Origin of the sequence: Nocardia barduliensis (assembly GCF_013315795.1) — a bacterium.
Classification (GTDB): domain Bacteria; phylum Actinomycetota; class Actinomycetes; order Mycobacteriales; family Mycobacteriaceae; genus Nocardia; species Nocardia barduliensis.
Map to the genome: position 1 here is coordinate 1 of NZ_JABLTE010000098.1, position 14,281 is coordinate 14,281.

At 70.3% G+C, this 14,281-nt stretch carries 13 protein-coding genes; 12 read left to right on the plus strand and 1 reads right to left on the minus strand.

Translation table 11 applies throughout. The features are described 5' to 3' along the window. From HOV91_RS30535 to recN, 6 genes are all read left to right on the plus strand, one after another. A partial coding sequence (locus tag HOV91_RS30535; protein ID WP_246351169.1) for a tetratricopeptide repeat protein occupies positions 1–1,065 on the plus strand: 1,065 nt, incomplete at its 5' end. Between the two features lie 294 nt (positions 1,066–1,359). Then, a complete protein-coding gene (locus tag HOV91_RS30540) occupies positions 1,360–2,250 on the plus strand; it encodes an HAD-IIA family hydrolase (RefSeq protein WP_312884821.1) in 891 nt (296 codons plus the stop codon). 124 nt (positions 2,251–2,374) lie between these two features. Further along, complete coding sequence (locus HOV91_RS40920; protein ID WP_312884822.1) at positions 2,375–2,572, plus strand: hypothetical protein; 198 nt, start codon at positions 2,375–2,377, stop codon at positions 2,570–2,572. 1 nt (position 2,573) lies between these two features. Beyond that, a complete protein-coding gene (locus HOV91_RS30550) occupies positions 2,574–3,395 on the plus strand; it encodes a TlyA family RNA methyltransferase (protein ID WP_174188775.1) in 822 nt (273 codons plus the stop codon). After that, positions 3,392–4,351 (plus strand): NAD kinase, encoded by a 960-nt coding sequence (locus HOV91_RS30555; protein WP_174188776.1) that lies wholly within the window; start codon positions 3,392–3,394, stop codon positions 4,349–4,351. Before HOV91_RS30550 ends, HOV91_RS30555 begins: the two co-directional genes overlap by 4 nt. Further along, complete coding sequence (gene recN, locus HOV91_RS30560; RefSeq protein ID WP_174188777.1) at positions 4,329–6,113, plus strand: DNA repair protein RecN; 1,785 nt, start codon at positions 4,329–4,331, stop codon at positions 6,111–6,113. Before HOV91_RS30555 ends, recN begins: the two co-directional genes overlap by 23 nt. A gap of 9 nt (positions 6,114–6,122) precedes the next feature. Here recN and HOV91_RS30565 read toward each other — a convergent pair whose 3' ends face one another. Continuing rightward, on the minus strand, positions 6,123–6,542 hold the full coding sequence (locus HOV91_RS30565) for an SRPBCC family protein (RefSeq protein ID WP_174188778.1): 420 nt from the start codon (positions 6,540–6,542) through the stop codon (positions 6,123–6,125). Positions 6,543–7,013: 471 nt separating this feature from the next. On the opposite strand from HOV91_RS30565, the gene steA reads away from it, so the two are divergent. The 6 genes from steA to HOV91_RS30595 all read left to right on the plus strand — a co-directional run bounded on the left by steA (position 7,014) and on the right by HOV91_RS30595 (position 14,120). Continuing rightward, complete coding sequence (steA, locus tag HOV91_RS30570) at positions 7,014–8,228, plus strand: putative cytokinetic ring protein SteA (RefSeq protein ID WP_174188779.1); 1,215 nt, start codon at positions 7,014–7,016, stop codon at positions 8,226–8,228. Positions 8,229–8,238: 10 nt separating this feature from the next. Continuing rightward, positions 8,239–9,183, plus strand: a complete 945-nt coding sequence (locus tag HOV91_RS30575) for a copper transporter (protein ID WP_174188780.1) — start codon at positions 8,239–8,241, stop codon at positions 9,181–9,183. A 202-nt stretch (positions 9,184–9,385) separates the two neighbouring features. After that, positions 9,386–11,107, plus strand: a complete 1,722-nt coding sequence (gene pyrG, locus HOV91_RS30580) for a CTP synthase (RefSeq protein ID WP_174188781.1) — start codon at positions 9,386–9,388, stop codon at positions 11,105–11,107. A 4-nt stretch (positions 11,108–11,111) separates the two neighbouring features. Continuing rightward, complete coding sequence (locus HOV91_RS30585) at positions 11,112–11,771, plus strand: NUDIX domain-containing protein (RefSeq protein WP_174188782.1); 660 nt, start codon at positions 11,112–11,114, stop codon at positions 11,769–11,771. A gap of 6 nt (positions 11,772–11,777) precedes the next feature. Continuing rightward, positions 11,778–12,722, plus strand: a complete 945-nt coding sequence (xerD, locus tag HOV91_RS30590; protein ID WP_174188783.1) for a site-specific tyrosine recombinase XerD — start codon at positions 11,778–11,780, stop codon at positions 12,720–12,722. A 453-nt stretch (positions 12,723–13,175) separates the two neighbouring features. Continuing rightward, positions 13,176–14,120 (plus strand): ParA family protein, encoded by a 945-nt coding sequence (locus HOV91_RS30595; protein ID WP_174188796.1) that lies wholly within the window; start codon positions 13,176–13,178, stop codon positions 14,118–14,120. Positions 14,121–14,281 lie beyond the last annotated feature (161 nt).

Consider the following 14,281-nt stretch of genomic DNA (forward strand, 5'->3'; position numbering starts at 1 on the left):
GCCGAACATCGCTCCGGTCGCCGTGAGGATTCCGGCGACCGGAGCGATGTTCGGCGGGGTGAGTCGGGCGAGCGGGGCGGGTTCAACCGTCGCCGTGAGGATTCCGGCGACCGGAGCGATGTTCGGCGGGGTGAGTCGGGCGAGCGCGGGGGCTTCAAGCGTCGCGGGGATTCCGACGAGCGCGGTGACGCGGGGCGGCGTGGTGACTCCGGCTACCAGCGGCGCGACGACGACCGCCGTCCTCCTGGACCGGATCGCGAGGGCCGGCGCGGTGGCGCGGAGCGCGAGGATCGGACCCCGCGCGGCGAGTCGTCACAGGATCGTCGCCGGGGCGGTGAAGGGGCCCGCGTCGGTGGCGGCCGTGCCCTCGACCGCCGCCCGCCGCGTCCGGAGGAACCCGATCTGCCGGAGGAAGTGCAGGCGGCCGATCTCGACTCCGCAGTGCGGCGTGATCTGCTCAGCCTGGACAAAGGCAATGCCGAGACGGTCGCACGTCACCTGGTGATGGCGGTGCGCCTGCTGGACGACGATCCCGGGCTCGCGCTCGCACACGCGAGGGCCGCGCGGCAGCGTGCCGGCCGGATCGCTGTGGTGCGGGAGACCGCCGGTGTGGTGGCCTACCACGCGGGCGAATGGGCGGAAGCTCTGTCGGAGTTGCGTACCGCGCGCCGGATGTCCGGTGGTTCCGGGCTGCTGGCCGTCATGGCCGATTGTGAACGGGGTCTGGGCCGGCCGGAACGCGCGATCGAACTCGCCCGCAGCGAAGAGGCCCGCGCCCTGCGCGGGGACGAGGCCGCCGAATTGCGCATCGTCGTCGCGGGCGCGCGAATGGACCTCGGGCAGTACGACCAAGCGGTCGTGACGTTGCAGACCTCGGATCTCGATCCGTCCCGGACCGGTTCCACCGCCGCCCGCCTCTTCTACGCCTACGCCGACGCCCTCGTCGCGGCGGGCCGCACCGACGAGGGCCTCACCTGGTTCCTCAACGCCGCTTCGGCCGACCTCGACGGAGACACGGACGCCGAGGAACGCGCTGCGGAACTCACGGGCGAAAGCGATATCTGAATCTTGCCCTTGCGGGCGGGGCGGATGAAGCCGATGCCTGTGCATGCTGACTCTGGCCCGCGCCCCGCGAAGCGGAGATGTCGCGGTGCGGAAACAGCGGAGCCCGTGCTGTGGTGAAACCGCCTCGAACATCTGTGATCCGGGGGCGACGGAGTGGTTGACGCCACGTCTGGCCGGTCCGATGGCTGGCGTAGGGTTCGAATGTCTCGGACTCGCCGAGTGGCTGTGCTGCGGGTGGGGCCGGTGGCATGCGAGTCGGCACAGCGCCGATCGGTGACACGGAGTGAGAGTGGTGTGAAGCGGCTACGAGATCGCTACCGAGCCCTGCTGCTGGATCTGGACGGCACGCTGTACCGCGGTCACGCGGTGATCGAGGGGGCGCCGGAGGCGCTGGCCGCGCACTGGGAAGCGGAGCAGCGGCTGGTGTACGTCACGAACAATGCCAGCCGCGGGCCGGAGGTCGTCGCCGCGCATCTGTCCGAACTCGGCTTTCCGGCGTCCCGCGACGATGTGGTCACCAGCGCCCAGGCGGCGGCGCGATTGCTGGCCGAGCGGCTCGATCCTGGCGCGCGGGTGCTGGTAGTCGGCACCGACGACCTGGCCGCCGAGGTGGACGCGGTCGGGCTGGAGCCGGTCCGCCGCTTCGACGGGGCGGCGCCGGTCGCTGTGGTGCAAGGGCATTCGCCCCATACCGCGTGGCCGGACCTCGCCGAAGCCGCCTACGCCCTGCGGTCGGGTGCGCTGTGGGTCGCGGCGAACACCGATAAGACGCTGCCGAACGAGCGCGGCTTGGCGCCGGGTAACGGTGCGATGGTCGCCGCGCTGCGCACCGCCTCCGATCGGGAGCCGATCGTGGCGGGCAAACCGTACGCGCCGCTGCTGGAGGACGCGATCGTCCGAGCCGGTTCCCGCAGTGCCTTGGTGGTGGGCGACCGTCTGGACACCGATATCGAGGGTGCCAACCGGGTGGGCCTCGATTCGTTGCTGGTGCTCACGGGCGTCAGCACCGTGGACGAACTGCGCAAGGCTCCCGACGGGCAGGTCCCGACCTATGTCGCCGACTCGCTCGACGCCCTCGCCCACCCGCCGGTGGCCCACGAGCCGGAAGCCGACCTCGGTGAGATGCTGCAGCGCAACCCGGGAAGAGCTGTGACGGTACGCGCGTCCGATTCGGAAATCCGATAGCGTTGACGCCACGATGACTACTCCTACGCCCCGTCCGAACGGTCCCCGCCCGGCCGCCGGTGCACCAGGCCCCCGCCCTGGCATCCCGTTGCCGGGCCGGCACCTGGCAGGTGCGCCAGGGCAGGTGGAGCCGGCCGATCCGGAGCGGATCCGCGGCGAGGTCGACAGCCTGCTCGCCGAACTCGAACGGCCCGGCTGGAGCGGTTCCGCGCCCGCCACCGAGAGCGCGGAGGCCGGGGTCGACATCACTCGTCGCGCGCGCATCCTGGAGCAGGCACATGAGGTGCTGGTGCAGGCCTTGGCCACGGTGGACAAGATCTGAGGTGGCCAGACGCGCACGGGTGGACGCGGAACTGGTTCGCCGCGGATTGGCGAGATCGCGGGAACACGCGGTCGAGTTGATCGGCGCGGGCCGCGTCCTGATAGCTGGAACGGTCGCGGTGAAGCCGGCGACCGCTGTCGAGGCGGGCACGCCGCTGGTGGTGCGCGAGCAGCCGGACGAGGTGTCGTGGGCCTCGCGTGGGGCGCACAAACTGCTCGGCGCGCTGGAGCGGTTCGAGCCGGAGGGGCTCACCGTGGCGGGTAAGCGCTGCCTGGACGCGGGCGCGTCGACCGGTGGTTTCACCGACGTGCTGCTCAGCAGGGAAGCGCGGGAGGTTGTCGCGGTCGACGTCGGTTACGGCCAACTGGTGTGGCGGCTGCGCAACGACGAGCGGGTCCGGGTGTTCGACCGGACCAACGTGCGCAACCTGACGCCCGAGACCATCGGCGGCACGGTGGAACTGGTGGTGGGCGACCTGTCGTTCATCTCGCTGAGCCTGGTGCTGCCCGCGCTGGCGGCCTGCGCGGCGCCCGGCGCCGAGCTGCTGCCCATGGTGAAACCGCAGTTCGAGGTCGGCAAGGAGCGGGTCGGCTCCGGCGGCGTGGTGCGCGACCCCGCGCTGCGCGCCGACGCGGTGCGTTCGGTGGCGGCGGCCGCCGCGGGCTGGGGTATGCGCACGCTCGGTGCGGTGGCCAGCCCGTTGCCCGGGCCGTCCGGCAATGTCGAATACTTCTTGTGGCTGCGCAACGACGGGCCGTTCGAATACGACGACGAGCAGGTCGCGGCGCTGGTCGAACGTGCGGTTGAGGAGGGTCCACAGTGAACGCGCTGGTCCAGCCCTGCGGCCGGGAGATCTTGCTGGTATCGCATCCGGGTCGCGCGGAGATCATCGAGACCGCCCACCGGGTGGCGAAGATCTTCGCGGACGCGGGCATCTGCCTGCGCGTGCTCGCCGACGAGGCGGACAGCACGCGATTCGAGGCCGAGCCGGGTGGCTATCCGGTGCGCGTGATCGAGCACAGCCCGGAGGCGGCGGTCGGCTGCGAGATGGTGCTCGTGCTCGGTGGCGACGGAACATTCCTGCGCGCGGCCGAGCTGGCGCGCTCGGCGGGGGTGCCGGTGCTGGGAATCAATCTCGGCCGCATCGGTTTCCTCACCGAGGCCGAAGCCGAACATCTGGACGAGTCGCTCGCACAGGTGGTCCGGCGCGATTACACGATCGAGCATCGGATGACCATCGACGTCACGGTCCGGGTCGATGACGAGGTCGTCGAGCGCGGCTGGGCGCTGAACGAGGCGAGCATCGAAAACGCTTCGCGCATGGGCGTGCTGGAAGTGGTGCTGGAAGTGGACGGCCGCCCGGTGTCGTCGTTCGGCTGCGACGGCATCCTCATCTCGACACCGACCGGATCGACCGCCTACGCCTTCTCCGCGGGCGGCCCGGTGGTGTGGCCGGAACTGGAAGCGCTGCTGGTGATTCCGAGCAATGCCCATGCCCTGTTCGCGCGGCCGCTGGTGACCAGCCCGGAGTCGCGGATCGCGGTCGAGTCGGTGGCGTCCGGACACGATGCGATAGTTTTCCTGGACGGCAGGCGCACGCTCGCACTGCCCAGCGGCGGCCGGGTCGAGGCGGTTCGCGGCGCTCAACCGGTGCGCTGGGTGCGGCTGGACTCCGCACCGTTCGCCGACCGGATGGTGCGCAAGTTCCAATTGCCCGTGACAGGCTGGCGTGGCCGACGGCGAACGGAGAGCACAAGTGCTGACAGAGATCAGGATTGACGGGCTTGGCGTCATCGCCACGGCGACCGCGCAGTTCCACGCGGGACTGACCTGCCTGACCGGGGAGACCGGCGCGGGCAAGACCATGGTGGTGACCAGCCTGCATCTGCTCAGCGGTGCGCGCGCGGACGCGGGCCGGGTCCGGCTCGGCGCGTCTCGGGCCGTGGTGGAGGGCCGGTTCACCGTCGACGACGTCAACGACGCCGCCCGCGCCGAGGTCACGCAGGTGCTGGAAGCGGCCGCCGCCGAGCCGGACGACGACGGCAGCGTCATCGCGATACGCACGGTCGGCAGCGATGGCCGCTCCCGTGCGCATCTCGGCGGCCGCGGCGTTCCCGCCTCGGTGCTGGCCGATTTCACCGCGCCGTTGCTGACCGTGCACGGCCAGAACGATCAATTGCGTTTGCAGCGCCCCGATCAGCAATTGTCGGCGCTGGACCAGTTCGCGGGCGACGCGGTGGCCGCAGCCCTGCGCAAGTACCAGGTGCTGCGGCGATCGTGGCTCGACGCCCGCACCGAACTGCTCGAACGGACCGCGCGCAGCAGGGAATTGGCGCTGGAGGCCGATCGGCTCAAGCACTCCCTGCACGAAATCGACGCCATCGCGCCCGAACCCGGCGAGGACGTGCGCATCGTCGAGGAGGTCCGCAGGCTCAGCGATCTGGATTCGCTGCGCGAGGCGGCTGCCACCGCGCACGGCGCGCTGGCCGGGCCTGCCGACGCACCCGAAGACAACTCCGGCGCTCTGGAAGCGCTGGGCACCGCACGCGCTCGCATCGAGGCCGCCGACGACCCGGCGCTGGTCGCGCTCGCGCCGCGCCTGGCCGACGCCATCGCCGTGGTGGTCGACGTGACCGCCGAGTTGAGCGGGTACCTCTCCGATTTGCCCTCGGACCCCGGCGCGCTGGATTCGCTGCTCACCCGCCAGGCCGAATTGAAGACGCTGACCCGCAAGTACGCACCCGACATCGACGGTGTGCTGGCCTGGGCACAGGAGGCGCGTACCCGGCTCGGCTCGCTCGACGTGTCCGAGGAGGCGCTGGCCGAGCTGGCCGCCGAGGTGGAGACCGCGGCCGAGCGGTTGCGGGAGGCGGCGAAGAAGCTGAGCGCCGCCAGGGCCAAGGCGGCAGGCAAGCTCGCGGCAGCGGTGAGCGCCGAGCTGGGCGGCTTGGCGATGGGCAAGGCGCGGCTGGAGGTGGAGGTGCGGCCGCTGCTCGCGGGAGCGCAGGACGCGGCGCCGCTCACCGTCGACGGCCGGCAATTGCACGCCGGGCCCACGGGCGTCGACGAGGCCGAGTTCCGGCTTTCGGCGCATTCGGGCGCGCAATCGCTGCCGCTGAGCAAGAGCGCGTCCGGTGGCGAGCTGTCGCGCGTGATGCTGGCGCTGGAGGTGGTGCTCGCCAGCTCCGATCACGGAGCGACGATGGTGTTCGACGAGGTCGACGCCGGTGTCGGCGGACGGGCCGCGGTGGAGATCGGGCGCAGGCTGGCCCGGCTGGCGCGCACCCACCAGGTGATCGTGGTGACCCATCTGCCGCAGGTCGCGGCGTTCGCCGACACCCATTTGGTGGTCGACAAGTCCGACGACGGCAAGGGCGCGGTCAACAGTGGCGTCCGTGCGCTCACCAATGACGAGCGGGTCGTCGAGCTGGCGCGCATGCTGGCCGGTCTCGACGACACCGAGACCGGCCGGGCACACGCGGAGGAACTGCTGGCGACGGCGCGCGCCGAGAAGGCGGGCGCCGAGGCAGCTACGCGCTGAGCGCGGCGGTCAGCGCACGGCCTTCTGCGCGCCCTTGATGAACTGGCCGATCAGGTTCTTCAGACCGAACTCCAGCACCTTGGCGGGCACCGGCAGCGATGGATCGGACTCCATGGTGTAGGAGACCAGGGTGCCGTTGTCGGCGTCGGCGAAGGTGACGATGCCGACGTGACGCTTCACCGGCGCGCCCTTGACGATCTTGTATTCCATCCGTTCGCCGGGCACGAGCTTGGTGATCTCCTCGGTGACGCCCACCGGGCCGAGGCCGATCAGGTGCTGGGCGCCGACGCCCTCCCGCTCGGTCAGGCCCGGCTTGACCAGCTTGACCTGGACCGGCACGAAGGGGCTGATGCTCTCGCGGTCCGCGAAGAGCCGGTACACGACCTCGCGCGGTGCGGCGATGACGGCGTCGACGGTAGTGCTGGCCATGAAGTCTCCTCTTCGAGTTACGTGTGACCGGCAGCATATAGCTACAGCGGGTTCGGCTCGATGATCGTGTCGTCCGCATCACAATCGGCGCGGAGCTGTCCGCTTGATGGACACACGCTGCTGAGGTCGACGCAACGCGGAGCAGTTGTCGCACACCGGTATCCAGCCGGGTGATGCCCAGGATCGGGGTGCGCAGTGGACTGCCGACATCTTTGGTAGCGGTCTATTCGCTGTACTGTCTGACCGGCTACGGGACGATTCCCACTCGGTGGTTGTGCAGCCGCCTTCCTGTGGGTCATGACGGTTTCGCTCAGTACCCTCATGGCTGCCCCTCCGGTTAGGTTATTGCTGGTTGGGGTTTTGTTTCCAGGCGCACGGCGCGGACGTTGCGATGGTGGTCGCGGCGTTCGAATGTGGCGGGAAACGGCGCGCCTCCACCAATGGTTGAGAGTTTGCCGTCATTATCGGCGCATGCGGATGCCGGCGCTGTTGTCGAGAAACACCGAAACGCTTCCTGGTCTGATCGGGACGGCCCGGGTGGATCGCAACACCCGGCGGCTGCTCGGGCGGATCGGGCCGGGCGACATCGTCGTCCTCGACGAGATGGACCTCGACCGGATGACCGCCGACCGGCTGGTCGAGGCGCGCGTGGGCGCGGTGATCAACACCTCGCCGTCCATCTCCGGCCGCTACCCGAACCTCGGTCCCGAGGCGCTGGTGACCAACGGAATCCTGCTGCTGGACACGGTGAGTTCGGACGCGTTCAAGCGGATCAAGGACGGCGTGAAGGTCCGCATCGATGGCGGCGTGGTCTACGCCGACAAGCTGATCAAGAAGGAGCCGGAGGTCCTCGTCGAGGGCATCGAACTCACCGAGTCCGCCATCGCGGAGCGGATGATCGAGGCGCGTAACGGGCTGGCCGATCACCTGGAAGCCTTCGCCGGCAACACCATCGAATTCATCCGCACCGAGAGCGCTTTGCTCATCGACGGCTTCGGGGTTCCGGAATTGAATCTGGCGATGAAGCAGCGGCACGTGGTCGTCGTCGCCGACGGCCCCGACCATGCCGAGGATCTGCAGCGGCTCAAGCCGTTCATCAAGGAGTACGCGCCGATCCTGATCGGCGTCGGCCGTGGCGCCGACACGTTGCGCAGGCGGGGCTACCGGCCCGACGTCATCGTCGGCGACCCCGAGGAGATCACCTCGGCGACCATGAAATGCGGCGCCGAGGTGATCCTGCCCGCCGATACCGACGGTCATGCCAAGGGACTGGAACGCATCCAGGATCTCGGCATCGGCGCGACGACCTTCCCCTCCTCGGGTTCGGCCGCCGATCTGGCGCTGCTGCTGGCCGATCATCACGGCGCGGCGCTGATCGTCACCGCGGGCGCGCCCGCCTCGCTCGACGATTTCTTCGACCGCGGCAGGCGCGACAGCAATCCGGCCACCTTCCTCACCCGGCTCAAGGTCGGCACGAAGCTGATGGACGCCAAGGCCGTGGCCACCCTGTACCGCACCCGGGTGTCCGGGATCGCGGTGGCGCTGGTGGTGCTCGCCGCGCTGGTCGCGGTGATCGTCGTGCTGCTGGCGTCCAACAGCGGCGGCGAGCTCGTGGACTGGGGGGTGGACACCTGGAACCGCTTCGCGCGGTGGTCGCAAGTGCAGCTCGGATCCTGGGAATTCTAAAGGGAGAACAATGATTTCGCTGCGCCAGCATGCCATTTCGATCGTCGCGATCTTCCTCGCGCTCGCGCTCGGCGTGGTGCTCGGATCCCAGACGCTCGCCGCGGACCTGCTGTCGGGACTGCGGGCGGACAAGACCGAGCTGCGGCAGCAGGTCGACGTGCTGACCGAGCGGAATCGGCAGCTCGAAGACCAGGCCATGGCCGCCGACCGGTTCGTCGCCGGTTCGTCGGGCCGCATCCTCGGCGGCACGCTCGCCGATCGCGGCGTCGTCGTGTTCACCACCCCGGACGCCGATCCCGGTGACGTCGACGCGGTGACGAGGGCGCTCGAGATCTCCGGCGCCGGCGTCACCGGCCGGATCGCGCTCACCGAGGCATTCGTCGACGCCGCCGAGGGCGAGCGGATGCGCACGGCCGTCACGAACGTCATCCCGGCCGGGGCGCAGCTGCGTACCGGCGCGGTGGACCAGGGCAGTATGGCCGGTGATCTGCTCGGCTTGGTGCTGCTGCTCGACCCGGCCAACGGGCAAACCCGCGGCACTCCCCAGGAGCTGGGCTTGGTGCTGGAGACCCTGCGCGGCGGCGGTTTCCTCGCCTACGGCGACACGCCGGTGCAGCCCGCGCAACTCGCGGTCGTGATCACCGGTGCGGGCGTCGACGCCGCCCGCGACGGCGCCGGCGCGAATATCGCCCGCTTCGCCGGAGCCCTGCGCGGCCGTGGGGCGGGGGTGGTGCTCGCCGGACGCGCGGGCGCCGCGGACGGGCCGGGGCCGATCGCGGTGGTCCGCACCGATGCCGCGCTCGCGGCACAGGTGAGCACGGTCGACAATCTCGAACGAGAGCTCGGCCGCGTCACCACGGTGCTCGCGCTCGGCGAACAGCTCAACGGTGGCGCGGGCCGCTACGGCACCGGCGCCAAGGCCGCCTCACTGACCCTGGCCGCACTCCCGGGCTGACCTGCCGAAACCGCCGGGGGATCGGCGTCGGCCCGCCACCTGTGCGGTCTCGGTGGCACCGGTCCCCGGCGACGCATGCCCGTCCGGAACGCGACCCGCTTCACAGTCCGGCCGCGAGTGCTCTGACCGGCGGCTGGCGATCGCTCGGCAAACGCGCGTGGCATTCGAACGGACGGGCGGATCCGTGTTACCGTGAAGACCCGTGGGTCAAACACGGATTCAGGCGCGAACGGACACGAAGCACATCTTCGTCAGCGGTGGTGTCGCCTCCTCATTGGGTAAAGGTCTTACCGCCTCCAGCCTCGGGCAGCTGCTGACGGCGCGTGGGCTGCGCGTCACGATGCAGAAACTCGACCCGTACTTGAATGTCGATCCCGGCACGATGAACCCCTTCCAGCACGGCGAGGTGTTCGTGACCGAGGACGGCGCGGAGACCGACCTGGACGTCGGTCACTACGAGCGCTTCCTCGACCGGGACCTGTCCCGGGACGCGAACGTGACCACCGGGCAAATCTATTCGTCGGTGATCGCCAAGGAGCGCCGCGGCGAGTATCTCGGTGACACGGTGCAGGTGATCCCGCACATCACCGACGAGATCAAGCACCGCATCCTCGCGATGCGCGGCCCGGATCTGCAAGGCCAGACCCCGGACGTGGTGATCACCGAGATCGGCGGCACGGTGGGCGACATCGAGTCGCAGCCGTTCCTCGAGGCCGCCCGCCAGATCCGCCACGACGTGGGACGGGACAACGTCTTCTTCCTGCACGTGTCGCTGGTGCCCTATCTCGCGCCCTCCGGTGAACTGAAGACCAAGCCGACCCAGCACTCGGTGGCCGCGCTGCGCAATATCGGCATCCAGCCCGACGCGCTGATCCTGCGCTGCGACCGCGAGGTGCCGCAGGCACTGAAGAGCAAGATCGCGCTGATGTGCGACGTCGAGGTCGACGCTTGCATCTCCACCCCGGACGCGCCGTCGATCTACGACATCCCGCGCGTGCTGCACCGGGAGGGACTGGACGCCTACGTGGTGCGCAGGCTGGGCCTGCCGTTCCGGGACGTGGACTGGACCGTGTGGGGCGATCTGCTCGATCGGGTGCACTCCCCGCGCGAGACGGTGGAGGTCGCGCTGGTCGGCAAGTACGTCGACCTGCCCGACGCCTACCTCTCGGTCACCGAGGCGCTGCGCGCGGGCGGGTTCGCCTCGCGCGCCAAGGTGAACATCCGCTGGGTGCCCTCCGACGAGTGCGAGACCCCCTCCGGCGCGCAGCACGCGCTGCGCGACGTGGACGCCGTGCTGATCCCCGGCGGGTTCGGTATCCGCGGCATCGAAGGCAAGGTCGGCGCGATCCACTACGCGCGTACGCGCGGCATCCCGCTGCTCGGCCTGTGTCTCGGGTTGCAGTGCGTCGTGATCGAGGCGGCTCGCAGGGTGGGCCTGGCGGAGGCCAATTCGGCCGAATTCGAGCCGGACACACCGCATCCCGTCATCTCCACCATGGCCGATCAGGAGCAGGCCGTGGCCGGTGAGGCCGATCTCGGCGGCACCATGCGCCTGGGCGCCTACCCGGCCACGCTGGACAAGGGCTCGGTGGTCGCGCACGCCTACGGCAGCGAGCACGTCTCCGAGCGCCATCGCCACCGCTACGAAGTGAACAACGCCTACCGCGACAAGATCGCCGAAAGCGGGTTGAAGTTCAGCGGCACCTCGCCGGACGGGCACCTGGTCGAGTTCGTCGAGCTGCCCGCCGACGTGCATCCGTTCTTCGTCGCCACCCAGGCGCACCCGGAGTTGAAGAGCCGCCCCACCCGCCCGCACCCGCTGTTCGCGGCGCTCATCTCGGCGGCGCTGAAATACAAGGCGGCCGAACGGCTCCCGGTGGATATTCCGGGCGAAGAACTCGCGGGTGCGACGGAAAAGGCGTAACGGCATGACCAACGGGGGCGCGGCCGAACCGGGCAGCCACGATTTCGAGATTGTCTCCGGCGAGACCGTCTACAGCGGCGCCATCCTGGCGTTGCGGCTCGATCAGGTGCGGATGCCGGGCGGACGGGTTGTCGAGCGTGAGGTGATCGAGCACCACGGCGCCGTCGCGGTCGCCGCGATCGATGACGACGACAACGTGGTGCTGATCAACCAGTACCGCCACCCGATCGGCAGGCGGCTGCTCGAGCTGCCCGCCGGGCTGCTCGATCTGCCCGGCGAGGACCCGCTGCTCGCGGCCCGGCGGGAGCTGGCCGAGGAGACCGGGTTGGCCGCGCGGGAGTGGGCGGTTCTGGTGGACGTGGTGCTCTCACCCGGGTTCACCGACGAGGCGCTGCGGGTCTACCTGGCCAGGGATCTGTACGAGACCGACCGGCCCGAGCCGGAACTGGAGGAGGCGGACCTGGAAGTGGTCCGCGTGCCGGTCGACGCGGCGGTCCGCGCGGCACTGGCCGGGGAGATCGTCAACGCCACCGCCGTGGCGGGCGTGCTCGCGCTGGCGGCCGCGCGGGCGGGCGGCATCGAGCCGCGGCCGCCGGACGCGCCGTGGGAGGGGCAGCCGACCGCCTTCCTCCGCCGCAAGGCGGCGCAGAAGTCCGAAGACTGACCGCACGTGCTCGGCCGCGAACTCGACGCCTATCTCGACCACCTCGCCGTCGAGCGCGGTGTCGCGCCGAACACCTTGGGCGCCTATCGGCGTGACCTCGGTCGTTACCTGGACTTCTTGGCCGGGCGCGGCATCGGCTCGCTGGAGCGGGTGGCCGAATCCGATGTCGCGGAGTTCACCATGGCGCTGCGCTCGGGCGGTGACGGGCACCCGCCGCTGGCGGCGAGTTCGGTGGCTCGCGCGCTGATCGCGGTGCGTGGCTGGCATCGCTTCGCCGCGGCGGAGGGACTGACCGAGACCGACGTGGCGCACGCGGTGAAACCGCCCGCGCCGGGGCGCAGGCTGCCCAAGGCGCTGCCCTACGACCAGGTGCTGCGCGTCCTGGAGGCGGCAGGCGGCGGACCCGGCGACCCCGCGGCGGGCGCGGACGGCGGACCGCGTGGCCTGCGCGACCGTGCGCTGCTGGAACTGCTGTATTCCACCGGCGCCCGGATCTCGGAGACAGTCGGGTTGGACGTCGACGATCTCGACGTCGAGGAGCGAGCGGTCGTGCTGCGCGGCAAGGGCGGCAAACAGCGCCTGGTGCCGATCGGGCGGCCCGCTCTGGCCGCCGTGGACGCCTATCTGGTCCGTGGACGCCCGGTGTTCGCCGCACGCGGAAAGGGCAGTGCAGGAGCCCTGTTCCTGAATGCTCGCGGCACCCGCCTGTCCCGGCAGAGTGCCTGGCGGGTCCTGCACACCGCGGCCGAACGCGCGGGTATCACGGCGGCGGTGTCGCCGCACACGCTGCGCCACTCGTTCGCCACCCACTTGCTCGACGGTGGCGCCGACGTCAGGGTGGTGCAGGAGTTGCTCGGCCACGCGTCGGTCACCACGACGCAGATCTACACCCTGGTCACGGTGAACACTTTGCGCGAAGTCTGGGCCACCGCCCACCCCCGAGCCCGGTAATCGTTCTGCCATGGACGATTCCACACCCGCACTCCGCGAGAGTTTCGCATTGACAGTGCCCGCAGCACGGGTGGTCGGGCACGGCCGCGGAGCCGCCGCGGACGGCCCGCGGAGTTTCTGGCTGTGCCCACACCCGGTATCGTCCGCTTCGAATGCTTCCGGCACTCGGCCGGATCGCGCACGGGGAGGTGTACTCCGACAGGATGAACGAGTCGCACGACCGGTTCGACGTTCATTTCGATGGCGGACCGCGGTGGCGCTGACCAGCGCGGGGCGAACACGCCGCGCGCAGGCGCGGCACTCGAGTGCCGTCAAGCGGTAGCGTCTAACGAGAGCTGGACCGCACGAAAGCGAGGTCGGCCCTGATCGGCCTCGCTACGCTCGGCGAGGCAACGGGCAGGAACGTATAAGGAGCAGCGGATCGTGACAACAGCCGGAGCGGCGGAGCCGCCGATGGGTGCTGGGGCGGAGCCGCTTACGGGCTCGCGACCGGGTCCGTACTCGGACGCCGCGGCGGAAACGCTGTGGGGGCACGGGGTCGAGCCGGTCCCGGAGGACGCCACGCTCGGCCCGACCGGGCGGCCGCTGCGGCTGGTGCCGGACCCGCCGCCGGTCGGCCAGCACGGTGACGCGCTGATCGTGGCCATGTGCAACCAGAAGGGCGGGGTCGGCAAGACCACCTCCACCATCAACCTCGGTGCGGCGCTGGCCGAATACGGCCGTCGCGTCCTGCTCGTCGACCTGGACCCGCAGGGCGCGCTGTCGGCCGGTCTCGGCGTCGCCCACCACGATCTCGACTCGACCGTGCACGACCTGCTCATCGGTTCCAAGGTGTCCATCGACGACGTGCTGATGCAGACGCGTGTCCCGAACATGGACCTGCTGCCGAGCAACATCGACCTCTCCGCCGCGGAGATCCAGCTGGTCAACGAGGTGGGCCGGGAACAGACGCTGGGCCGCGCGCTGGAGCCGGTACGCAACCGCTACGACTACATCCTCATCGACTGTCAGCCTTCGCTCGGCCTGCTCACGGTCAACGCCCTGGCCTGCTCGGACGGCGTGATCATCCCGATGGAATGCGAGTACTTCTCGCTGCGCGGGCTGGCGCTGCTCAACGACACCGTCGAGAAGGTGCGGGACCGGTTGAACCCGCGGTTGAGCCTGTACGGGATAGTGGTCACCATGTTCGACGCTCGACTGCTGCATTCCCGCCAGGTCATGGCGCGAGTCGTCGAGGTGTTCGGCGACCTGGTCTACGACACCGCGATCGCCCGCACCGTCCGGTTCCCGGACGCCAGCGTCGCGGGTGAACCCATTACCACCTGGGCGCCGAAATCTGGTGGAGCCGAAGCGTATCGGTCGATGGCTCGGGAAGTCATCCACCGTTCCGGCCGGTGACCGGCCGCTCCGACCCCTCGTCTGCGTCCCACCACGACCCGTCCGGCCAGGGGTCTCCCGCGGCCGGATCGGCACCCACGCCCGACCACCGCGCGTCCCGCTCCGGTGGGCCGGAGGAATCCGCGCGACCCGCTCCGGCGAAGGCTCCCGCACTCGGGAAC

Bases quoted from the DNA above. Each gene is read 5' to 3' on its own strand.
- HOV91_RS30565 (WP_174188778.1), bottom strand. From the start codon at position 6,542: ATGGCCAGCACTACCGTCGACGCCGTCATCGCCGCACCGCGCGAGGTC.
- HOV91_RS30585 (WP_174188782.1), top strand. From the start codon at position 11,112: ATGACCAACGGGGGCGCGGCCGAACCGGGCAGCCACGATTTCGAGATT.
- steA (WP_174188779.1), top strand. From the start codon at position 7,014: ATGCGGATGCCGGCGCTGTTGTCGAGAAACACCGAAACGCTTCCTGGT.
- HOV91_RS30595 (WP_174188796.1), top strand. From the start codon at position 13,176: ATGGGTGCTGGGGCGGAGCCGCTTACGGGCTCGCGACCGGGTCCGTAC.
- HOV91_RS30575 (WP_174188780.1), top strand. From the start codon at position 8,239: ATGATTTCGCTGCGCCAGCATGCCATTTCGATCGTCGCGATCTTCCTC.